Source organism: Bordetella bronchialis (assembly GCF_001676705.1).
In the GTDB taxonomy this organism is placed as follows: domain Bacteria; phylum Pseudomonadota; class Gammaproteobacteria; order Burkholderiales; family Burkholderiaceae_B; genus Bordetella_C; species Bordetella_C bronchialis.
Genome location: NZ_CP016170.1, coordinates 2,832,089 through 2,852,001 on the forward strand (window position 1 = coordinate 2,832,089; position 19,913 = coordinate 2,852,001).

19 protein-coding genes are annotated in these 19,913 nt (G+C 67.3%); 10 read left to right on the top strand and 9 right to left on the bottom strand.

Translation table 11 applies throughout. From position 1 onward, the window contains the following. Nucleotides 1-13 precede the first annotated feature (13 nt). Nucleotides 14-2,239 (bottom strand): ATP-binding protein, encoded by a 2,226-nt coding sequence (locus tag BAU06_RS12540; RefSeq protein ID WP_066349567.1) that lies wholly within the window; start codon nt 2,237-2,239, stop codon nt 14-16. Nucleotides 2,240-2,473: 234 nt separating this feature from the next. Between BAU06_RS12540 and BAU06_RS12545 the strand changes: the two genes are divergently transcribed. The 3 genes from BAU06_RS12545 to BAU06_RS26620 all read left to right on the top strand — a co-directional run bounded on the left by BAU06_RS12545 (nt 2,474) and on the right by BAU06_RS26620 (nt 4,918). Further along, nucleotides 2,474-3,775 carry an MFS transporter gene (locus tag BAU06_RS12545; RefSeq protein ID WP_197509499.1) on the top strand — a complete coding sequence of 434 codons (1,302 nt, stop codon included), beginning with the start codon at nt 2,474-2,476 and terminating at the stop codon, nt 3,773-3,775. A gap of 38 nt (nt 3,776-3,813) precedes the next feature. Further along, complete coding sequence (locus BAU06_RS12550; protein WP_066349571.1) at nt 3,814-4,635, top strand: metallophosphoesterase; 822 nt, start codon at nt 3,814-3,816, stop codon at nt 4,633-4,635. 115 nt (nt 4,636-4,750) lie between these two features. Continuing rightward, nucleotides 4,751-4,918: a hypothetical protein gene (locus BAU06_RS26620; protein WP_156770218.1), complete on the top strand. Its 168-nt coding sequence runs from the start codon at nt 4,751-4,753 to the stop codon at nt 4,916-4,918. Nucleotides 4,919-4,957: 39 nt separating this feature from the next. Here the strand turns inward: BAU06_RS26620 and BAU06_RS12555 are convergent, their stop codons facing one another. After that, the gene (locus BAU06_RS12555) at nt 4,958-5,938 is read right to left on the bottom strand and encodes a tripartite tricarboxylate transporter substrate binding protein (protein WP_066349573.1); all 981 of its coding nucleotides are present in this window, start codon (nt 5,936-5,938) and stop codon (nt 4,958-4,960) included. Nucleotides 5,939-6,170: 232 nt separating this feature from the next. Further along, complete coding sequence (locus BAU06_RS12560) at nt 6,171-6,782, bottom strand: hypothetical protein (RefSeq protein WP_066349575.1); 612 nt, start codon at nt 6,780-6,782, stop codon at nt 6,171-6,173. Nucleotides 6,783-7,154: 372 nt separating this feature from the next. Here BAU06_RS12560 and BAU06_RS12565 point away from each other — a divergent pair, with 372 nt between their 5' ends. The 5 genes from BAU06_RS12565 to BAU06_RS12585 all read left to right on the top strand — a co-directional run bounded on the left by BAU06_RS12565 (nt 7,155) and on the right by BAU06_RS12585 (nt 13,116). Further along, a complete protein-coding gene (locus BAU06_RS12565; RefSeq protein ID WP_231934054.1) occupies nt 7,155-7,799 on the top strand; it encodes a DUF3313 domain-containing protein in 645 nt (214 codons plus the stop codon). A gap of 22 nt (nt 7,800-7,821) precedes the next feature. Continuing rightward, nucleotides 7,822-9,471, top strand: a complete 1,650-nt coding sequence (locus tag BAU06_RS12570; RefSeq protein ID WP_066349586.1) for a PqiB family protein — start codon at nt 7,822-7,824, stop codon at nt 9,469-9,471. Between the two features lie 353 nt (nt 9,472-9,824). Further along, entirely contained in the window at nt 9,825-10,802 is a 978-nt protein-coding gene (locus tag BAU06_RS12575) for a tripartite tricarboxylate transporter substrate-binding protein (protein ID WP_066349587.1), read from the top strand. A gap of 42 nt (nt 10,803-10,844) precedes the next feature. Continuing rightward, complete coding sequence (locus tag BAU06_RS12580) at nt 10,845-12,395, top strand: fumarate hydratase (protein WP_066349590.1); 1,551 nt, start codon at nt 10,845-10,847, stop codon at nt 12,393-12,395. Next, entirely contained in the window at nt 12,376-13,116 is a 741-nt protein-coding gene (locus tag BAU06_RS12585; protein WP_066349591.1) for a GntR family transcriptional regulator, read from the top strand. The genes BAU06_RS12580 and BAU06_RS12585 overlap by 20 nt, the downstream gene beginning before the upstream one ends. Before the next feature lie 114 nt (nt 13,117-13,230). Here BAU06_RS12585 and BAU06_RS12590 read toward each other — a convergent pair whose 3' ends face one another. The 3 genes from BAU06_RS12590 to BAU06_RS12600 form a co-directional block, all read right to left on the bottom strand. Next, a complete protein-coding gene (locus BAU06_RS12590; RefSeq protein WP_066349592.1) occupies nt 13,231-13,842 on the bottom strand; it encodes a LysE family translocator in 612 nt (203 codons plus the stop codon). 223 nt (nt 13,843-14,065) lie between these two features. Continuing rightward, nucleotides 14,066-14,533, bottom strand: coding sequence for a hypothetical protein (locus BAU06_RS12595; RefSeq protein WP_066349593.1), 468 nt, complete (start codon nt 14,531-14,533; stop codon nt 14,066-14,068). A 187-nt stretch (nt 14,534-14,720) separates the two neighbouring features. Next, on the bottom strand, nt 14,721-15,932 hold the full coding sequence (locus BAU06_RS12600) for a GGDEF domain-containing protein (RefSeq protein ID WP_066349599.1): 1,212 nt from the start codon (nt 15,930-15,932) through the stop codon (nt 14,721-14,723). 544 nt (nt 15,933-16,476) lie between these two features. Here BAU06_RS12600 and BAU06_RS12605 point away from each other — a divergent pair. Together BAU06_RS12605 and BAU06_RS12610 are read left to right on the top strand one after the other, a co-directional pair. Further along, nucleotides 16,477-17,079, top strand: a complete 603-nt coding sequence (locus BAU06_RS12605) for a hypothetical protein (protein WP_066349601.1) — start codon at nt 16,477-16,479, stop codon at nt 17,077-17,079. 160 nt (nt 17,080-17,239) lie between these two features. Then, on the top strand, nt 17,240-17,842 hold the full coding sequence (locus BAU06_RS12610) for a hypothetical protein (RefSeq protein WP_156770219.1): 603 nt from the start codon (nt 17,240-17,242) through the stop codon (nt 17,840-17,842). 84 nt (nt 17,843-17,926) lie between these two features. On the opposite strand, the gene BAU06_RS12615 is transcribed toward BAU06_RS12610, so the two are convergent. The 3 genes from BAU06_RS12615 to BAU06_RS12625 form a co-directional block, all read right to left on the bottom strand. After that, nucleotides 17,927-18,205: a peptidylprolyl isomerase gene (locus BAU06_RS12615; RefSeq protein WP_066349617.1), complete on the bottom strand. Its 279-nt coding sequence runs from the start codon at nt 18,203-18,205 to the stop codon at nt 17,927-17,929. Nucleotides 18,206-18,361: 156 nt separating this feature from the next. Then, a complete protein-coding gene (locus BAU06_RS12620) occupies nt 18,362-19,387 on the bottom strand; it encodes an amidohydrolase family protein (RefSeq protein WP_066349620.1) in 1,026 nt (341 codons plus the stop codon). Nucleotides 19,388-19,640: 253 nt separating this feature from the next. Continuing rightward, nucleotides 19,641-19,835 (bottom strand): hypothetical protein, encoded by a 195-nt coding sequence (locus tag BAU06_RS12625; RefSeq protein ID WP_066349622.1) that lies wholly within the window; start codon nt 19,833-19,835, stop codon nt 19,641-19,643. Between the last annotated feature and the right edge of the window lie 78 nt (nt 19,836-19,913).

A 19,913-nucleotide genomic window follows, 5' to 3' on the forward strand; every position in this document is an offset into this window, starting at 1 on the left:
ATGCACTACGTGTTTACGGATTGGGCAGCGCGAACGAGAATTTGGCGCCCTGATCGACGGCGCCTTCGCCCTTGATCCACCCGCCATGTTTTTCGACGATGCGCTTGCACAGGGCCAATCCGATGCCGGTCCCGTCGAAGTCTTCCAGCCGGTGCAGCCGCTGGAACACCCCGAACAGTTTGCCGGCATACGCCATGTCGAAACCCACGCCATTGTCGGCAACGCTGAATAGGGTGAATGTACCGCAATTCTGTCCGCCGACCGTGACGACGGATTCGGGCCGGCTGCCGGAATACTTGACCGCGTTTTCCAGCAGGTTGTACCAGACCTGGCGGATGTATTGCGCATCGCCCCACGCCCGCGGCAGCGGCTCGATCCGCCATTGCACTTTTCTTTCCGGCAAAGTCAGTTCGACGGCCTGGCGGACCTCCGCGACCAGCTTGTTCATGTCGAGTTCGGACGGCGTCAGCGCGGCGCGCCCCAGGTGCGAAAAGCGCAGCAGGTCGTCCACCAGCCTGCCGGCCATGACCGCGGCCCGCATGATGTTCTCGATGTAGCGCGTGGACGTCTGGTCGAGATTGTTCTCGCGTTGCTTCAGCAGTTCCGCGAAACCCGCGATGTGGCGGAAAGGGGCGCGCAGATCGTGCGAGACGGAATAGGAAAACGACTCCAGTTCGATATTGCTGCGTTGCAACTGCTCGCTGAGTTCCGCTCTTTCCTCGGCGCGTTTCAGGATCAGGTTGACCACGACGGTGCGGAAATCGGTGAGTGCGTCCACTTCGGAGCGCCGCCAGGGCGCGGCGCGGCCGCGCAGTTCTTCTTGCCAGAGCTCGAAGGACTTGCGCGGATGCAGGCGTCCCGATACCGGGTCCATGGGCTTGCGCGGGTCGCCGCGCCACTGGACGGTGCGCACGACTTCCGGGCGGAACCACATCAGGTAGGCCGTGTGCAGGCTGGAGATGGACGCGGCGGCCAGGCCGCTGGCCACTTCGGCGAAGGCGGCGGCCTCGGGCCAGACCAGCGGCAGGCGGTCGGTGTGATACGACTGCTCCACATTGTTGGCATGCAGCCAGCGGGCGATTTGCAGGACCTGCGCCTTGGACGGCGTATTGCCCATGGTGTGGACATCGTCCTGCCACACCAGCGCGGCGCCGTGCGCGTTCAGCAGCCGGGTCCAGGCGGGATCGCGTTCCGTATAGCCTTCCAGCAGCGTGCTGGCGCGGGACAGCAGTTCCACCAGTTCGATTTCGATCTTCTTGAGCTCGATGCGATGCGCATGTTCGGAGATCCGCTCGTGCGCGCCGATCTGGTGGGCAACGATGCGCCCCAGGAATTCGCAGGCCGCGCGTATCTGCGGGCCGACCAGCCGCGGGCCGGCGCTGTGGCAGGACACCAGGCCCCACAGCTGTCCGTCTATGACCACGGACACCGACATGGACGAGCCGGTGCCCATATTGCGCATGTACTCCAGATGGATGGGCGACACGCTGCGCCAGTTGGCGGCGGTCAGGTCCACCGGCTGGCGATCGGGGCCGATCAGCGCGGGCTCCAGCGGAACCGGCCGGTAGTCCGCGTCGGGAATCAGGCGCACGCGATTCTGGCAGTACAGCTCGCGCGCCTGGGCGGGGATGTCTCCCGCCGGAAAGCGATGGCCCAGGTAGGAAGGCAGGGCGCCGGTGCCGTCTTCGGCCACCACGGTGCCGTGGCCGTCGCTATCGAAACGGTAGGCCAGCACGCGGTCAAAACCGGTCAGCCTGCGCACTTCCTCGACGGCGCGCTGCAGGATGAGCTCTGGCTCTCCGCCGGGCGGGATGTCGTCCAGCAGGGTGCGCAGCCGCGGGTAGAGGGCATCCAGCGTGACGCTCTGCGCCTGGTCATGGGGCTCGAGCTCCACGAGCAGGCCCTGCGCGGTGCGCGCGCCGGACACATGCAGGTAATGGCCGCCGCAATGGACCTGCAGCGAGAGCGCGGCATCGGCATCCGCGTCCCAGCCGCGCAGGGCTTGCAGCAGCGCTTCCAGGCCCGGTGCGTCGCGTCCGGCGCGCAGCGGCTGGCCCGCCTGCACGGCGATGCCCAGGATTTCTTCCGTGTTGGCGCTGCGGGTCAGGACTTCCAGCGTGTCCGGGGCGAGCAGCAGGAGCGCCGCGTAGGGTTGGATGGCGCCGGGGATGCGGATGGGCTCTTGCGCGCAACGGTCCAGGTCCGGTTGCGGGTAGGAAAGGGTGTCTTCATGCGGCACCGGGATAGCTCCGTTGCGGTGAGAATTGCGCGGCGCCGGTGGCAGGCCGGACCCAAGGATATCACTGCCCCGGCGCCGTTTTTCGCGGCGGATCGCGCCGGCTTCGCGCGCGGCCGGCGAAGCGGCGCGTGTCAGCAATTTCCGGGCCCGGGCGGCCCGATGGCCACCGGCATACGCACCGCGCGCAGTCGGGTATTGCCGTCCGGAAGGGCCCGCGTTGGTATAGTGCCGCGCATGGAGACGAAACATCAGGGGCGCGCACAGCCCCAGGCCCCGGGGCGGGGACCCTCGAACGCACACAATGACGGCCGGCCGGAGGACCTTCTGGATACGCGCCGCGCCTGGATGGTGGCGACCATGGCGCTGGCCTGCCTGGGCCTGTCCTTCGGGGCGCCCCTGATCGCCATCGTCGGCCTGAAGACCATTGCCGCGGATATGGGCGACGCGCGTTCGGTGCCCGCGCTGGCGGGCTCGCTGGCCTGGCTGGGCTCGGCGGTGGGCGGTGTGCTGATGGGCCGGCTGGCGAATCGCTTCGGCATACGCTGGACGGTGATCGGCGGCGCCTTGTCGGTGTGCGCGGGCCTGGCGATTTCGACCCTGGGCACGTCCTGGGCGCTTTACCTGGGCCACGGCGTCTTCATCGGCCTGCTCGGATTGAGCGGACTGAACGCCCCCCTGTACGTCTATATCAGCCATTGGTTCGTGCGCCGCCGCGGCTCCGCGCTGGCGCTGTTGTCCAGCGGCAACTACATTGCCGGCATCGTCTGGCCGGTCATCTTCGAGTCCGTCATCGACCGTTTCGGATGGCGCGCCACGATGGTGGGCTACGGTCTGGTCCAGGTGTCGCTGGTGGCCACGCTGGCCATGATTTTCCTGCGTCCGCCGCCGCAGGCCGGCACGCCGGCCGGCGCGGCCGCGCCATCGCGCGCGGGCAAGTTGGCCGGAATGCGGCCGAACACGGTGTTCGCGATGCTGGGCGTCGCGGGCTTCCTGTGCTGCGTACCCATGGCCATGCCGCAAGGCCACCTGGTCGCGCTGTGCAGCGACCGCGGCCTGCCGGCAACCGTCGGCGCCGCCATGCTGTCCTCGCTGCTGGCGGTGGCGTTTCTCAGCCGCCAGGGCTGGGGGCTGGTCGCCGACCGGATAGGCGGCGTGCGCACGGCGCTGATCAGCTCCTTCATGCAGATGGTCGCGGTATCCGGCTATTTATACGTGCAGCAGCAGTTCGGGCTGTTCGCCGTGTCCATCGCCTATGGCCTGGGGTTCAGCGCGCTCATCCCCGCCTACGTGCTGTCCGTGCGCGAGATCTTCCCGCCGCGCGACGCCTATTGGCGCGTGCCCGCCATGCTGCTGATGACGGGCTCGGGCATGGCAGCGGGCGGCTGGGTGGCGGGCTTCCTGTATGACCGGTATGCCAGCTACGACCCGGCCTTCATGCTGGGCGTGGCGGCCAACGTGGTGAACCTGGTGTTATTGGCCACGCTGACGGTGAAGCTGCATGGCGGCCTGCGCGTGCCGGCGATGCGGCAGGCATGACGGGCGGGAAAGCCCTGCGTATGGGGTACGCTACCCGCATGAAGATACAGCTGCTTTCCGACCTGCACCTCGAGACCAACGCCGATTTCATCCCGACCCCGGCGCCGGACGCCGACCTGCTGATCCTGGCGGGCGACATCGGTTCCTACCAGCACGGCTCACGGCTGGCGGACGACGACTTCGGCCTGCGCCGATTTTCTCCGCGCGACCGCTGGCCGGTGCCCGTGGTGTACCTGCCGGGCAACCACGAATACGATGCGCGCGATTTCGATGCCACGCATGACAGCCTGCGGGCCTGGTGCGAACGCCTGGGCATCCAGTGGCTGGAGCGCGAGACGCTGGCGATCGACGGCATACGCTTCATCGGCACCACGCTGTGGACGGACTTCGACGCAATGGTCCAGCCGGGCGATACGCTGACGCAGGTCCTGACCAAACGCGGCAAGGCCTTCCGCGCGGCGAACTTCTATCTGGAAAAAGCCGCGACGACGCGCGGCGGCAAACCGTTCCTGGCGGAGGAACTGCGCGAACAGGGACTGGCGTGCCAGGCGTGGCTCAAGCAGGCGCTGGCCGAGCCCTTCGACGGGCCCACGGTGGCCGTCACGCATTTCGCGCCCACGCTATCCAGCGCGGACCCCCGCTATGGCCTGACGCCGGGCACCGCGGGGTTTTGCAACAGCCTGGACGAGTTGATCCCGCGGGCCGACCTGTGGCTGCACGGGCATCTGCATCATGCCTTCGATTACGTCCAGGACGGCTGCCGCGTCGTGTCCAATCCGCTGGGCTATGAGGCCAAGGGCGAGCAGGAGGGTTTCCGGCCCACGCTGACGCTGGATCTGGGCGCCTTGTCCCGCACGTGACGCGACCGGCGCCACCGTGCGCGCCGGGACGCACAGGAATATGTAAGCAGGCGGCATGTGGGTTGCAGGCAGAGCAGGCGCCGCCACGCGGCGGCTTCCTGCAAGGAGACCCACGATGATGAAGACCACTATTGCAGCCTTGATGATGGCGATGGCCCTGACGGCCTGCAACAAGTCGGCGGACAATCCCCCGGCCTCGTCCAGCAGCGGCGCGGCCGCGCCCGCCGGGGGATCGGGCGCGCCAGCCGGCCTGGGCGGGCTGGGCGGCAGCACCAGGAAGTAGGTTCGCGCCGGTGCGCCCCGCGCACCGGCATGCGGCCGCTCAGTTCACGGTGGCGTGCGACTGCTGCACGATCTGCCGCCACCGCACGATTTCCTCGGCCAGGAATTTCTGGAAGAACTCCGGCGATTCCGTCATCGGCGCCGTGCCCAGGTCTTCCAGCTGCTTGCGGAACTCCGGCTTGGCTACCGCCTGGTTCACGGCCTTGTTGAGCTTGTCGATGATGGGCCGTGGCGTTCCCGCGGGCGCCAGTATGGAATACCAGGTGGCCACTTCCATGCCGGGGACGCCGGCTTCCGCCATCGTCGGAATATTCGGCACGGCCGGGAAGCGCTTCGCGCTGGTGATCGCCAGCGCCTTGACCTGACCGCTTTCGATCAGCTGCTTGCTGCTGGGTATGTTGACGAAGGTAAAGTCCGATTCGCCGCTGATCACGGCCGTCAGGGACGGCGCGGATCCCTTGTACGGCACGTGTGTCGCGTCGAATCCCGCCTTGGTCTTGAACAGCTCGCCCGCCAGGTGCTGCGTGCTGCCGCTGCCCGCCGACGAAAAATTCAGTTTGCCGGGATGCTTCTTGCCATAGGCCACCAGCTCGGCCACCGAATTGATCGGCAGCTTGGGATTGATGATCAACAGATTGGGCGCCTCGGCGAAGATGGCGATGGGCGCGAAATCCTTCACCGCGTCGTAATCCAGCTTGGGATACAGGGTGACGTTCACGGCCAGTGCCGTGGAGGACAGCGACAGCGTGTAGCCGTCCGGCGCGGAGCGCGCCACGTAGGATGCGGCGATATTGGTCCCCGCGCCGGGCCGGTTCTCTACCACGATGCTCTGGTTCAGGATGGGCGTCAGTTCCTTGGCGATCAGGCGCGCCGCCACGTCGTTGCCGCCGCCAGGCGCATAGCCCACCACCAGCTTGATGGGATGATCGGGATAGTTGGCCGCTGCCGAGGACTGCGCCTGCGCGCCGCCGGCCAGCGTCAGGCCAAGCACGACGGCCGCGATCGAGGAAAGGGACTTCATGAGGCTTATCTCCGTGATGTTATAGGTGCCGATCGCGGAGACGCCCGATCACAAGCGGTGTCAGCGATCAGGACTTTCTTTATTCCTGCCCGCCCGCGCCGGTGCGGAACGCTGCTGTTCCAGGCGTGGATGGCAGGCCCGACACTTATAACACCGAACGCCCGTGAAACCCTGCTTTTGGCGGGCGCCCGCGTATTGCGGTTATCCCTGAGGGGCGGCGGCGCGCCATGGCCTAATGCTGCGGCCGCGCCACGCGCCGCAGTCGCTCGCTGACGCGGTGCCACAAGGCGGCCACGGCGGCCGGGGCGTCCGCGGGATGCCAGGGCTGCGCCGGCTCGGCGGCGGGATAGGCGTCCTGCGCGGCGGCCGGCCGCTCGAAGGCCGCTCCGGCGGGCGCGGTGGCGGCCGCGTGCGCAAGCGCGCGGGCTAGCTGCGCCGGCGCCGGAAAAACGAAGGACGCCGACAGGCGGTCCACGGCCCCGGCCACGTCCTGCCAGTCGTCGGTGTGGCTCAGCGTGTAGTCGTAGCCGTCCTGGCCCACGGAAATCCAGCGTTGCTGATGCCCGCCGATGAAATAGCTCAGCGCGACGATATCGCGCGACTGCCCGAACGGCGGCGCGTGGCAGGGGGCGATGCGGCCGGCGCGTACAGATTCGAGGTGCTCCTTCATGACATTGAGCCGGGCCGCCGCATTGCCTTGCGAGCGGCGCACCTGCAGCAGCAGGCGGGTGTCTCCCAGCCGCAGGACCACCCTGGCCCCGTCCGCGGACAGGTGCGCGCTGTCGAATCGCCAGTCATCGGGCAGGTCGAAGGCAAGGCCGATACGGGGATGGCGGTAGTACATCTGGATCACCTTGGGCGGAATCCGCACCTGAGATCGGCCGTGCGCGCGAGGAACGGCCTAGTCCGAACGAGCTTGTTTTTTAGCGGAAACCGCGATGGGCGCGGTAGCCGAAATGACGCTCTACGGCGAACACACGTGGACGGACATACAGCGGATTGGACCATGGGTGGTAAATTCGGCCGACGCGCGGCGCCAGAGCAAGTGAGAAAGTACATCTGTTCATCCAGCCGTCCGGCAGCAGGCCATCGCCGCCGCCCTGGCCGGTATGCGAAGCGCGATTCGAGCCTTGCCGTTCCCAGTCGTTCAATGCGTTTGGGCCATGTCCCGGAAGGAGTAATGATGAACACAATAAAAGCAATCGGTATCGGAGTCGTGGTTATTGCATTGGCGGGTTGTACGACACCGCCGCCCAAGGAATCCGGATTCCTGGGCAACGAATACTCCAAGATGCACAAGATGGACGCGCCGGGCGGCGGTACCCGCCTGTCCTACCTGAATCCGCGCTTCACGCCGGCCAACTACAAGGCCGTCCTGCTGGAGCCGGTGGTCTATTACCCGGAGCCGCAACCCACCGAGAACGTCTCCATGGAGACCCTCAACCAGCTCCGCACCTATATCGATACGTCGCTGCGGCAGAAGCTGGGTAGCCAGGTCCGGTTGGTGGACAGGCCGGGACCCGGCGTCGCGCGCATCCGTATCGCGCTCACCGCGGTCGGCAGCGAGAACGAGCCGCTGGCGCCTTACCAGTACATTCCCATCGCACTGGTGGTGACCGGCGCCAAGGCGGCCATCGAGGGCGGGCGTCCCCAGGAAGCGACGGTCGCCATCGAGACCTCGGTCACGGATAGCGTGACCAATGAAGTCCTCTACGCGGCGGTGCGCGGCGGGACAGGAGAAGAGATCAAGAAGTCCACGGAGGCCCAGGGCGGCGTCCGCCTGGACAGCCTGAAGCCCCTGATCGATACCTGGACCACGGGAGCGTCCCAGGAAATCGTCAAATACGTCGCGGTGACGTGACGTGACGCGATAGCGTGCGGCCATGGCCAGTTCCAGCACGCCGGATGGGACGGAGGTCCGCGATCCGTCCATCACCCGCAAGAAGCGGCGCCTGTCCTGGATATGGCTGGTGCCCATCGTGGCCGCCATCGCGGGCGGCCTACTGGTGCTGCGCACCTGGTTGCAGGCCGGCCCCACCGTCACCATCACGTTCCAGACGGCGGAAGGGCTGGAGGCCGGCAAGACGCAAATCCGCTACAAGGATGTCAACGTCGGCCTGATCGAGAGCATCCGGCTCAGCGACGACCGGTCGCACGTGATCACCACCGCCCAACTGGTCAAGGAGGCCGCATCGCTGGCGCAGGAAGGCACCATTTTCTGGGTGGTGCGTCCTCGCCTGGGGTTGAGCGGCGTGTCCGGCCTGGGAACGCTGCTGTCCGGCGCCTATATCGGCGTGGACGCCCCGCGCAATGTCGAGCACAAGCGCACCAAGACGGAGTTCGCGGGACTGGAAGTGCCGCCGGAAGTGGCGCAGGACCGCGCGGGAAAGCGCTTTCGCCTGAGCACGGATACGCTGGGTTCGCTGGACATCGGGTCGCCGGTGTACTTCCGCCGCATCCCGGTGGGCCAGGTCATCGGCTATCAATTGAGCAACGACGGGCGCAGCGTCGATGTGCAGATCTTCATCGATGCGCCCAACGACCGCTTCGTCACCCAGGCCACGCGCTTCTGGAATGCCAGCGGCTTCGATTTCAGCCTGGGCGCGGACGGCTTGAAGGTCCGCACGCAGTCCTTGCTGTCGGTGGCCCTGGGCGGACTGGCTTTCGAGGATATCGGCGACGGCGGCCAGGCCGTCGCGGCGGCCGACACCAGCTATCGCGTGTACGACAACGAGCAGGCGGCGCGCAGCATGCCGGATACCCTGGCCTTGAAGATACGCATGCGCTTCGACCAATCGGTGCGCGGCTTGAGCGTGGGCGCGCCCGTCGACTTCAACGGCATCGCCTTGGGGCAGGTCGACGCCATCGACATGGACCTGGATGTGGAGCATAAGCGCTTCTATGCCGTGGTCAGCGGCACGATCTATCCGGACCGGCTGGGCTCCGTGGCGCGGGTGGTGCGCCAGGAATACATGGGGCAGGACGTCGAGCGTCCCACCGGGCGCCTGCTTGCGGGCCTGATCGAGAACGGCATGCGCGCGCAGCTGCGCACCGGCAATCTGCTGACCGGCCAGCTGTATGTCGCGCTTGACGTTTTCCCCAATGCGCCGCCGGCGTCGTTCCGGATGAGTATTCCGGCGGACATTCCCACCGTACCCAACAACCTGGAGCAGTTGCAGCAGCAATTGGTCAGCATCGCGAACAAGATCGAGAAGATTCCCTTCGACCAGATCGGCGCCGATCTTCGCACTACGCTGGGCAACGCATCGCGCCTGCTGGCGCGGCTCGATAAGCAGGTGGTGCCCGAGGCCCAAAAGGCGCTGCGCGAGGCCGCCAGATCCCTGGCCGAGGTCAGCAATATGCTGTCCTCCGAGTATGGGCTGGCGGCGAACACCGAGCGCACCATGCGCGAACTGGACCGCGCCGCGCGTTCGCTGCGCGGTTTGGCGGACTACCTGCAAACCCATCCCGAAGCGCTGTTGCGCGGCCGCGCGCCGGATCGCGTGCCGGCCGGCGGCAGCCCCAGGAATTAGCGTTTCAAACGGCATGACGTCGCCAGGCATGACGTCGCCACGGCCAGAAGTGCCGTAGGCCTTTGCGCGGCCTCATCTACCAGGAACCCCATGAATTCGCCTTGGACAGGCTGATGGGGCTCGCGCGGCGGATATTCCGTGAGGAATCCGCGCGGGTTTCCGAGCGGTTCGCATACTTCCGCGTCGCCCCTGCGCAATGCTATGGCCCGCCCCGTCGGGCGGCTGGGTAATTCCCCGTGTGATTTCCCGCCACGACAGCTTCGGCGATGACCATTGACAGAGGCCGGAACGCCTGGATAATATGTCCATACTTAATAATTAATATAGACATATACACAGACCCGGAGGAGTTAATGAAATCGAAGTTCATCGTCGGCGCGCTGGCGCTGGCCGCCGGTATTGCCGGCAACGCCGTTGCGGCGGACTATCCGTCCCGCGCGATCACGTGGATCGTGCCCTTCGCCGCCGGCGGTCCCACCGACGCCATGGCGCGCAATATCGCCAACCGGGTCGGACAGGAACTGAAGCAGACCATCCTGATCGAGAATGTCGCCGGCGCGGGGGGCACCATCGGCGCCGCCAAGGCGGCGAAGTCCACGCCGGACGGCTATACCTTCCTGGTGGGCCACGTGGGTTATATGGCGGCGGCGCCCTCGCTGTACCAGCGCCTGCAGTACGACCCCGTCAAGGACTTCGACGCCGTCTTCCGCTTTCCCGATACGCCGCTGGTGCTGCTGGTCGGCGCGGGGTCGCCGCAGAAGGACGTCAAGTCGCTGGTCGCCTATGCGCGGGCGAATCCCGGCAAATTGAACTTCGGCAATGCCGGCGTGGGATCCACCTCGCACCTGGTGGCCGCCATGTTCGCCGCGCAGGCGCGTATCGACATCACGCCCATCGCGTACAAGGGCGCCGGCCCGGCCATGAACGACTTGATGGGTGGCCAGGTCGATGCGATGTTCGACCAGACCAATACCGCCTTGCCGCAGACGCGCGGCGGCAAGATACGCGCGCTGGCGCTGACGTCCACCTCGCCGATGGCGCAGTTCCCGGGCGTGCCCACCGTCGCCGAAAGCGCGGTGCCCGGCTTCGAAGCGTCCACCTGGTACGGCCTGTATGCGCCCAAGGGGACCCCGCGCCAGGTGATAGACACGCTGTACGCCGCCTGGCAGCACGCCTTGAAGGACCAGGACTTCACGGGCAAGATGACGGAGCAGGGCATACAACTGCTCGATGCCGGGCAATACGCGCCGGCGGCCTTCCAGTCGTTCACGGCCGAAGAGGTCAAGCGCTGGGCCGGCGTGATCGAGCAGGCGCATATTCCCAAGCAATGACCTTACCCGGCGGCCGCATGGCCGCCTTATCCCGGCCCAGCCATGCGCGACATCCACGCCGAAGACATCGTCACCAGCATCGCGGACGCACTCCAATTCGTCAGCTACTACCATCCGGCGGATTTCGTGCGGGCCTTGCGGCGCGCGCATGACGCCGAAACCCGGCCGGCGGCCCGCAACGCCATGCTGCAGTTGCTGATCAACAGCCGGCTGAGCGCGCGGGCCCGCCGGCCGATCTGCCAGGACACCGGCGTGGTCCACGTCTATGCCCGGCTGGGCATGGACGCGCGGGTGGTGGGCGAGCCGGGATCGCCCACGCCCACCTTGCAGTCCCTGGCCAACCGGGCCGTCGCGCGGGCCTATGGCTGGCCCGACAATCCGCTGCGGGCGTCCGTGATCCGCGATCCCCTGGGCAAGCGCACGAATACGCGCGACAACACGCCGGCGATCCTGCACGTCGAACTGGTGGAAGGCGAGGGCTTGCACCTGACCGTGGCCGCAAAGGGCGGCGGCGGCGACGTCAAGGCCCGCTACACCATGCTCAATCCCAGCGACTCCGTGGCCGACTGGGTCGTCGCGCAGCTGCCCGGCATGGGGGCGGGCTGGTGTCCGCCCGGCAGCCTGGGCATCGGCGTGGGCGGCAGCCCGGAGCAGGCGATGTTCAACGCCAAGCGCGCGCTGTTCGCGCCCATCGATATCGGCGAGCTTCGCGCGCGCGGCGCCGCGACCGCGGCCGAGGCCCTGCGCCTGGAGCTCTACGAGCGCATCAACGCGCTGGGCATCGGCGCGCAGGGCCTGGGCGGCGACCTGACCGTGCTGGACGTCAAGGTGGCGGAAGCGCCGACCCATGCGGCCTTGCAGGCTGTCGCGATGGTGCCCAACTGCGCGGCGACCCGTTTCGTGTCCTTCGAACTGGATGGCTCCGGCCCGGCACGGCTGGAGCCGCCCGATCCCGCACTATGGGAAGGCCTGCCGGACGCCTTGCCGCTGGACGAAGGACGCCGCGTCGACCTGGACACGCTGACACGGCAGGACGTGGCGCGATGGCGCGCCGGTGAAACCCTGCTGCTGTCCGGCACGCTGCTGACCGCCCGCGATGCCGCGCACAAGCGGCTCGCGGACATGCTGGATCGCGGCGAGCCGCTGCCGGTGGACCTGCGCGACCGCGCCGTCTACTACGTGGGGCCGGTCGATCCCGTGGCGGGAGAAGCCGTCGGACCGGCGGGGCCCACCACCTCCAATCGCATGGATAAATTCATGCCGGCCTTGATGTCCCGCACGGGGCTGCTGCTGACCATAGGCAAGGCCGAACGCGGGCCCGAGGCCGCGGCGGCGATCCGGCAAGCGGGCGGCGCCTACCTGATCGCCGTCGGCGGGGCCGCCTATCTGGTCTCGCAGGCCGTACGCTCGGCGCGCGTCGTGGCCTTCGCGGACCTGGGCATGGAAGCCATCTACGAGTTCCAGGTGCGCGACATGCCAGTCACCGTGGCGCTGGACGCGCGTGGCGGCTCGATGCACCAGTTCGCGATATACAATGCCCCGTCGCAAACGCATGGAAAGGTCGCGCCGTCCGATGGAGCCGCGTTACGCTGAACTGACCAGGACGCTGGTTCGAGACATCGCCGCCGGCGTCTACCCCGTAGGGGGTAGCCTGCCTTCCGAGATCGAACTGGCAAGCAAGTACGGCGTCAGCCGCGGAACCGTCCGTGTCGCGCTGGATCGCATCCAGACCCTGGGCCTGATTTCGCGGCGGAAAAGGGCGGGCACCCGCGTCGAGGCCGCCGAGCCGCGCGCCACCGAATACGGTCCCACCATCTCCACCGTGGAAGAACTGGTGCAGTACGGCGCCGACACCCGGCGCGTCGTGCACAGCCTGCGCACCATCGTGGTCGACATGGCGCTGGCGTCCCGGCTGGGCTTGCCGCCCGGCACCCGGTGGATACACATCCAGACCTCGCGCACCAATCCGCATTCCCCCGATTACCCGCTGGCATGGTCCCATCTGTACGTGCCGCAGGAGATGGGCACACGCATCCGCAAGTCCATGGAAGACCAGCAGGCGCTGGTCTGCGACCTGATCTGCCAGGCCACCGGCAGGGTGGTCAAGGAAATCCGCCAGACCGTCCGTGCCGTCGGCGTGCCCGCCACGCTGGCCGAAACCCTGGGCACGGAGCCGGGCGCCCACGCCCTGGAATTCGTGCGCCAGTACTACGACCAGACCGGACAGCTGTTCGAGGTCGCGGTCAGCCTGCATCCGGCGGACCGCTTCAGCTATACCACCGTGTTGCAGCGGCAAGGGCAGGGCGGGCGCTGACGCCACCCCGGATGCGCGGGAATGCCGCGGCGCGCGGCCTTGGCGGACCACGGCTTGCCGGTCGCGTCATCGTCACTGCGGAACCGCGGCCGGCCCGGCGCCATCTCGATCGCTCTAGCCCGGCCAGTGGACGGCCGTCCACGCCAGCGATAGCGAAAACGCCCCCAGCATCACGGAGGCGGCCCGCTGCACGTGCAGGGGCCGCAGCCACGGGATCCGGCCGCTGGCCAACTGCGCCCCGAAGGCTATCCATACCGAGCCGATGGGCAGGACCAGCAGTACGAAAATGCCCATGCTTTGCAGATACGTCGGCAGCGATACGAAAGCCGCCCCGGGAAAGATGGTGCCGCCGAACAGGATGCCCTTGGGATTGAGCAGTGTCGCCACGAAAAGGTCGCGCATGCCTAGCGTTGCCGTGGCTTCCTGCCTGGCAAGCGCGGCGGCCGCCCGCCACATCCTGACGGCCAGGTAGGCGATATAGATCCCGCAAAGGATGCGCACCACGGGCGGCAGCCAGGGCAGGGCATGGCTGGCCTGGTTCAGGAAGCTGCCCCAGACGGTGATGTTGACGATGTAGCCGGCAGCTTCCGCGACGGGCAGCTTCAGTGACCGCCGCAAGCCTTGCGCGACCCCGGCCGACGCGAGCAGCGTGTTGGTGGGACCCGGCACGGCCAGAACGGTCGCGACGCCGATGAGAAACAGCAGGAACTGCGTCTGGTCTGTCATTGTCCTGTTTTGCCCGGCTGCCGGACCGCGTTTTCCATGGTGAACCGCGGCGCGTACCGGCGTACGCCCCGCGGCCGGCGGCAGGGGGCCGCCAGGCCAGGCGTGAGTCTACCGCGCCAGGGCGTCTTCCCGCGCGCGCTCCGGGTACCGTCCCGGTCCATGGCATCGGCCGCCGCCGGGCCGCGTCGACGGCCTCGTCCGCGTGGCGGGCGCCCGGGCGTTGCTACGCGGCGCCGCGCATTTCGGCCGCGGGCCGGGGAAATCCGCTGCGGTCGGTGTAGTCCGGGTAATCGATGCCGCGCCGCGGGGGCGGCCGCCGATAGCCGTTGGCGGCGTAGACGTCCACGGCGGCCACGGCCGCCAGATTGGCCAGTGTGGCGCCGGTGCGTACCAGCGATGCGCGGCGCGAGCGTTCGGTGGTCACCGTGGCCATGTCCAGCATATCGCCGCCCACGCGCGCCCATAGCCAGGGCGCAGCGTTGGCCGAGCGCAGGATACCGAGACCGGTGGCGATTTCGCGCAGCCCATAAAGCCGCACCATCGCGGGCCGCTGCTTGATGCCGCATAGGCGCGCGATCGTGCGGGGCATGGCGAGTTCGGTGATCCCCAGCGCGATGCTGAACCATCCAAGGCCATTGGCAAGGCCGCCCTGGGCGGCGGGCTTCGGGAGAGATTGCGTCGTATCGTCCATGGAGCCTCCTGTGTGGGTCCGTTCCCACAGCAAGGACCGTTCCGCCGGCACCGCGCCTGGCGCATCGCCTGGCAGGGCCCGTGGCGCATCGCGTGACATATCGCGCGACATATCGCGCGCACATCGCGTGACACGTCGCGTGGCGCTTTGCAGTCGGGCGCGGTGGCCCGCATTCCCACGGAAGCGCCTAGTACTCCACCCGGTCCCGCCGCGCCGGCCGGCCCTGGAAAGCCGGCGGGATGGACGGCGTTTCCGCCAGTTCCAGGCGATTGCCGCCCAGCGATTTCGCGCGGTACAAGGCGCGGTCCGCCGCGGCAAGGCCGTCGGCGAGCTCGGGCAGGACATCGTCGAATTGCGCCAGGCCGATGCTGACGGTCGCGGGTACCCCGAGGCTGTCGGCGCGGTCGGAGACCGTGCGTGCGAAACGTTGCGCGATGGTCTCGCCCAAGGCGCGCGCGCGGCGCGCTTCCTTGCCGGTGAGCAGGGCGGCAAACTCTTCCCCGCCGATGCGCGAGAGAATGCACTCGGGCCCGATCACGCCCCGGGCGATGTCCGCGAAGGACTTCAGCACTTCGTCACCCGTCTGGTGGCCGTACAGATCGTTGATCGCCTTGAAGTGATCCAGGTCGAAGGCCAGGATGGCCACCGGCCCGTGCCGCGCGCCACCGTCCATGAGACGGCCGCCTTCCTCGAAAAACCACCGGCGATTGCCCAGGCGCGTCAGGTAGTCCGTCTGGGACTCGCGCAGCAGCTGTCCATGGGCTTCCTCGCGGATGAGCTTGAGCAGCGTCATGGGCAGCACCACCGAATAGAGCACACCCTCGTACATGGTGACCTGGCTGGCCAGGGCCTGCATTCCCGGGCCGTAGGCCTGCACCAGCCATGGCAGGAAGAAGGCCCTGCCGGCGTAGAGCGCGGCGTGGATGCCGGTGACGGCCACGACCAGCCGCCGCGACTGCAGCGACCGCATGGCGTCGCATCGCCACATTTCCCATGCCGTCATGCCGCTGACGGCGGCGATGGGGAGTGCGCTCAGGTAATTCCACATGACGGCTTGCGAGGCCACGCCGCCGGCGATCCAGGCCAGCGCCATGCCCATGAGGAGCGCGGCGGAAAAGGCGCCGTAGCCGCGCCCGTTCAAGGACGCGACGCCTGCAAGGATAAGCAGATAGCCGGCGAGAATGCCGAGATTGCTGGCGGCAGGGCCCCATATGCCGGGAAGGCTGCCCCGGACCAGCACGGTGGCGCAACCGACCGCGAGCATGGCGTAGCCGGCGGCCAGGATGCGCAGGGAATGGCTGCGCCGGGGATTGCTTCGATGCTCCCAGAACGTCATCCCGGCACTGGCGAGCAGCGTCCCGATTGCAAGGAAGTACAGAGTGAGGATATCGACGTGCATCCGGGACCTGAGGGCACCGCGCCGGCGAGTTGCGGCGCGAGCAGGATTTTACGTTGAAAGGACGTGCCGGCGACGCCCGCCCGCACCGCGCGTTGCGGCGACGACGCGTCGCGCCGGCGAGGCTTTTAGCAGGACGTAAGTTACATAATGTACCATTTGGCAGGCATCGTAACGACCCCCCGACCCCCGGGCCAATAACGAGACAGCAAAAGCGATGAATTCCTGGCAGACCGCAGGCGCGGTATCGATGGTATTGGCCCTGCCCCTGGCAGGCTGTGTGGGACAGGCGCCGGGAGCCGCGCACGGCATACCGGCAAGAACCGTGTCCGCTGGCCCTGCCTCGGGCGCCGGCACGGGGACCGGGTCTTCGCCCGCCCTTCCGGTACCGCCGTCGGGGGACAGCGTTTCCCCGAGTCCGCCACCGCCGCCGCCAAGCGCGGCGCGGCCGGGCTCCCCGGCGCCGCGCCCCATCCTGCCGCCGGGTCCCCCCTTGGTTCCCCGCGCCGATGCGATACAGGCCTCCCGGCAATTGCAGGCGGACTGGATGAACGCCGTCAAGGCGGTGCCGGTCCTGCAGGCCAGGATCCAGCAGGGCGCGTCCTTCGCCGGCATCATGCAAGAGGCCGACCGCATGGCGAACGCGGGCTACGCGCGCCTGGACATGTCCGATATCAAGGCCGCCGCGGAGTTCCAGATGAAGATCGGCAACCTGCCGGGTTTCTGCGAAAACCACGAGCGCGGCAGCACGCTGGGCGACACGGAGCTGATCCAATACATCGGCGTCGAACCGTTCAAGCGCCAGAACGCGGTACGTATCCGCGCGCTTCAGGCGGAAGCCGCGCATAGCGGAACGCCACGCACGGTATCCACCTCCGCCTACCGGGAGGCGACGGTCGCGGCCTTGCGCGCGATGCCCTTCGAGGACGGAGAATCGATCATGCGGCTGCTTCAACGCGGCACGAAGATCTCCACGTATGAAGCGTGCACCATGGGGGTCAAGCTGCTGCGCACGGGCATGACGCTTCCGCAGCCTTACCTGGATACGTTCATCGTCTACAGCGTGACGCATCGTGCCACGCCCGATCCCGCTCCCGCGGCGCGTCCGGAACGGCGTATCGAGTCTCCCGGACCTCATCTGGGAATTTGAGGCCGGCGCCGCGTTGACGTCTGGACACACGATGTTATGGCAGGGGCCACCGTGCTTCGCCGATTAAGCCCATAAGATGGCCGCCAGGCAGAGCGCGAAAGCGCTTGGATGCGCGCCGTTGCGGCGCATGGGCATTCTCGCCCGTCGACGGGAGAATACGGTGAAACAGCAAACGAACTCGTGCGTCGCGCGATGGGTGGCAGCCGCTTGCGCAATCTGGACCTTGCCCGCCGCGCATGCCGCGGGCAGCAGCTCGGAAGGCAAGGTGACCTGGGAGAATCCGGCTCCGTTTCCCTACCAGATCCAGGTCGACAGCTTCGGGGGCTGCGTGACGGACCCTGGCTTGCGATCCTTTACCGTGGACCCCGGCGCGACCGGCGACAAGGCGAAGAGTTACGCCATCAAGATTTCCCCGGGGTGTTCGGCCAGATCCTTGAATATCGTCTGGAAATACGCCACGAAAATCTCGGACGGGATTTTCTCGAGTTTCGAGCAGGCATTGGTCCTGACCTACAAGGAAAAGGACGTCAGCGTTTCCGGCGCCAAGGGGCGGCTGGAGTATGTTGCCTCGGACGAGCTGGGCCACAAGATCCGCTTGCTGCCGAAAGCCTATTGCGGCTCCAAGCAGGAGTCCTGCAATTGGGTGCCGTGGAGCGGCCAGGAAGTCAACGACTGGTATTCCTTCGACACCACCAATGTCAAGATCGTGCCCGGCAACCCGGTGGTCTACGTGCTGCGGAAAAACAAATGGGTGCCGAGATAAGGCGGGCGCCCGGACTGGACGCCGGTGCCGTATGCCTTCGAAAGCGCTTCCCCGCGGCGATCCGCGCGGGGAAGCAAGGGGTGCTCAGCGGCGGTCGGTGACTTCCACCAGGTGATAGCCGAACTGCGTCTTGACGGGACCCTGCACGGCGTTGACCGGTGCGCTGAAAACGACTTCGTCGAATTCGCGGACCATCTGGCCGGGGCCGAAGGTGCCCAGGTTGCCGCCGTCGCGGCCGGAGGGGCACTGGGAGTGCTCGCGCGCGAGCTGGGCGAAATCGGCGCCGCCTTCGATGGCGGCCTTCAGTTCATTGCACTGCTGTTCCGTGGGAACCAGGATGTGGCGGGCGGTAGCTTGGGCCATAAGGCGTCTCCTTTACGCAAAGTGAACTCGCAAGCGTACCGCATTCGCATGGCCCGCGTGGTGACGCGTTGAAAGGCGGTGTGGGGTTTTTCCATGGGCACGCGCGCCGCGCGGTGCGGCACGGTGCGTGCGCGTTACGCGCCGGCCATGCCGCGATCAGCGCCCGCTTGCCTTCAAGCGCGCATCCAGGCGGGTATACACGCGGCGGGCATTGCCTTCGAAGATCTTGTGGCGGGCCTCGGGCGTGATGTCCGCGGCGGCGACATAGCGGCGCGTGTCGTCGAAATGGTGTCCGGTTTCGGGATCGATGCCGCGCACGGCGCCTATCATTTCGCTGGCGAACAGGATGTTGTCCACCGGGATCACGCGGGTCAGCAAGTCGATACCCGGCTGGTGATAGACGCAGGTGTCGAAGAAGATGTTGTTCAGCAGGTGGTCCTGCAACAAGGGCTTCTTCAGCGCCTGCGCCAGGCCGCGGAAGCGTCCCCAGTGATAGGGGACCGCGCCGCCGCCATGCGGGATGATGAACTTCAGCGCCGGAAAGTCCTTGAACAGATCGGATTCCAGGCATTGCATGAAGGCCGTCGTATCCGCGTTGAGGTAGTGCGCGCCGGTCGTATGGAAACAGGCATTGCAGCTCTGGCTGACGTGGATCATCGCCGGCACGTCGTACTCGACCAGTTTCTCGTACAGCGGATACCAATAGCGGTCGTGCAGGGGCGGGCTGGTCCAGTGGCCGCCGGAAGGATCGGGATTCAGGTTCACGGCGACGTTGCCGTATTCCTCGACGCAGCGCTTCAGTTCGGGCAGGCAGGTGGCCACGTCCACGCCGGGACTTTGCGGCAGCATGGCCGCCGGGACGAAATGATCCGGGAACAGGGACGCGACGCGGAAGCACATCTCGTTGCAGATCGCGGCCCATGTGGACGAGACCTGGAAATCGCCGATGTGATGCGCCATGAAGCTGGCGCGCGGGCTGAAAACGGTGATGTCGTGGCCGCGCTCTTTCATGATGCGCAGCTGGTTCTGCTCGATCGCCTCGCGCAACTCGTCGTCGCCGATGTTGAGCTCCGCCGCCCGGGGCGCCGGCGTGCCGTCCGCGATCGCGGCGATCTGGCGCTTGCGCCAGGCTTCCAGGGCGGGGGGAGCGGTGGTGAAGTGTCCGTGACAATCGATGATCATGCCAACTCATCCGGTGGTGTCGCACCCGGTCGGGCGCCGGGCGAGACGACGGCGCGCAGGTGCGTTGTTGTAGCGTGTAGGGAGTGTCCGGATGCGACGGCTGCGACCGCGAGGGCGAACCCGGACGGCCTATGGTGCGATCCGGGGCGACCTGCGTCAAATATATATTTGCGCGGTTTTCAATAGGGAAACCGAATAAATCGCGCGTGCCTCGGCGCGATGCGATCGCGCCGGGGCACGCCCGGAACCGCCGCTACCACGCGGCGCTGTAGGCGCCGTCGAATGGCTGGTTGTCCATTTCGCCGAACTGGCTCGCGTGGTAATTGGCCGGGTCCGCGCCGGTCTGGCTATCCGAGCGCGGCATTCCGCCGCGCGAACCGGAGTCCGGCATGGCGCAACCCGCCAGCGCAAGCGCCAGCAGCGCGCCCGCCAGGGTCATGGTCTTCATGGCTAACCTCCATAAACACGATGCGTGCCGGAAACGTGGCAGCCGGAGCGCGCCGACGCCGTTCTCATCCCTTTCCGG

Bases quoted from the DNA above. Each gene is read 5' to 3' on its own strand.
- BAU06_RS12545 (WP_197509499.1), top strand. From the start codon at position 2,474: ATGGAGACGAAACATCAGGGGCGCGCACAGCCCCAGGCCCCGGGGCGG.
- BAU06_RS12550 (WP_066349571.1), top strand. From the start codon at position 3,814: ATGAAGATACAGCTGCTTTCCGACCTGCACCTCGAGACCAACGCCGAT.
- BAU06_RS26620 (WP_156770218.1), top strand. From the start codon at position 4,751: ATGATGAAGACCACTATTGCAGCCTTGATGATGGCGATGGCCCTGACG.
- BAU06_RS12555 (WP_066349573.1), bottom strand. From the start codon at position 5,938: ATGAAGTCCCTTTCCTCGATCGCGGCCGTCGTGCTTGGCCTGACGCTG.
- BAU06_RS12560 (WP_066349575.1), bottom strand. From the start codon at position 6,782: ATGTACTACCGCCATCCCCGTATCGGCCTTGCCTTCGACCTGCCCGAT.
- BAU06_RS12570 (WP_066349586.1), top strand. From the start codon at position 7,822: ATGGCCAGTTCCAGCACGCCGGATGGGACGGAGGTCCGCGATCCGTCC.
- BAU06_RS12575 (WP_066349587.1), top strand. From the start codon at position 9,825: ATGAAATCGAAGTTCATCGTCGGCGCGCTGGCGCTGGCCGCCGGTATT.
- BAU06_RS12580 (WP_066349590.1), top strand. From the start codon at position 10,845: ATGCGCGACATCCACGCCGAAGACATCGTCACCAGCATCGCGGACGCA.
- BAU06_RS12585 (WP_066349591.1), top strand. From the start codon at position 12,376: ATGGAGCCGCGTTACGCTGAACTGACCAGGACGCTGGTTCGAGACATC.
- BAU06_RS12590 (WP_066349592.1), bottom strand. From the start codon at position 13,842: ATGACAGACCAGACGCAGTTCCTGCTGTTTCTCATCGGCGTCGCGACC.
- BAU06_RS12595 (WP_066349593.1), bottom strand. From the start codon at position 14,533: ATGGACGATACGACGCAATCTCTCCCGAAGCCCGCCGCCCAGGGCGGC.
- BAU06_RS12600 (WP_066349599.1), bottom strand. From the start codon at position 15,932: ATGCACGTCGATATCCTCACTCTGTACTTCCTTGCAATCGGGACGCTG.
- BAU06_RS12605 (WP_066349601.1), top strand. From the start codon at position 16,477: ATGAACGCCGTCAAGGCGGTGCCGGTCCTGCAGGCCAGGATCCAGCAG.
- BAU06_RS12615 (WP_066349617.1), bottom strand. From the start codon at position 18,205: ATGGCCCAAGCTACCGCCCGCCACATCCTGGTTCCCACGGAACAGCAG.
- BAU06_RS12620 (WP_066349620.1), bottom strand. From the start codon at position 19,387: ATGATCATCGATTGTCACGGACACTTCACCACCGCTCCCCCCGCCCTG.
- BAU06_RS12625 (WP_066349622.1), bottom strand. From the start codon at position 19,835: ATGAAGACCATGACCCTGGCGGGCGCGCTGCTGGCGCTTGCGCTGGCG.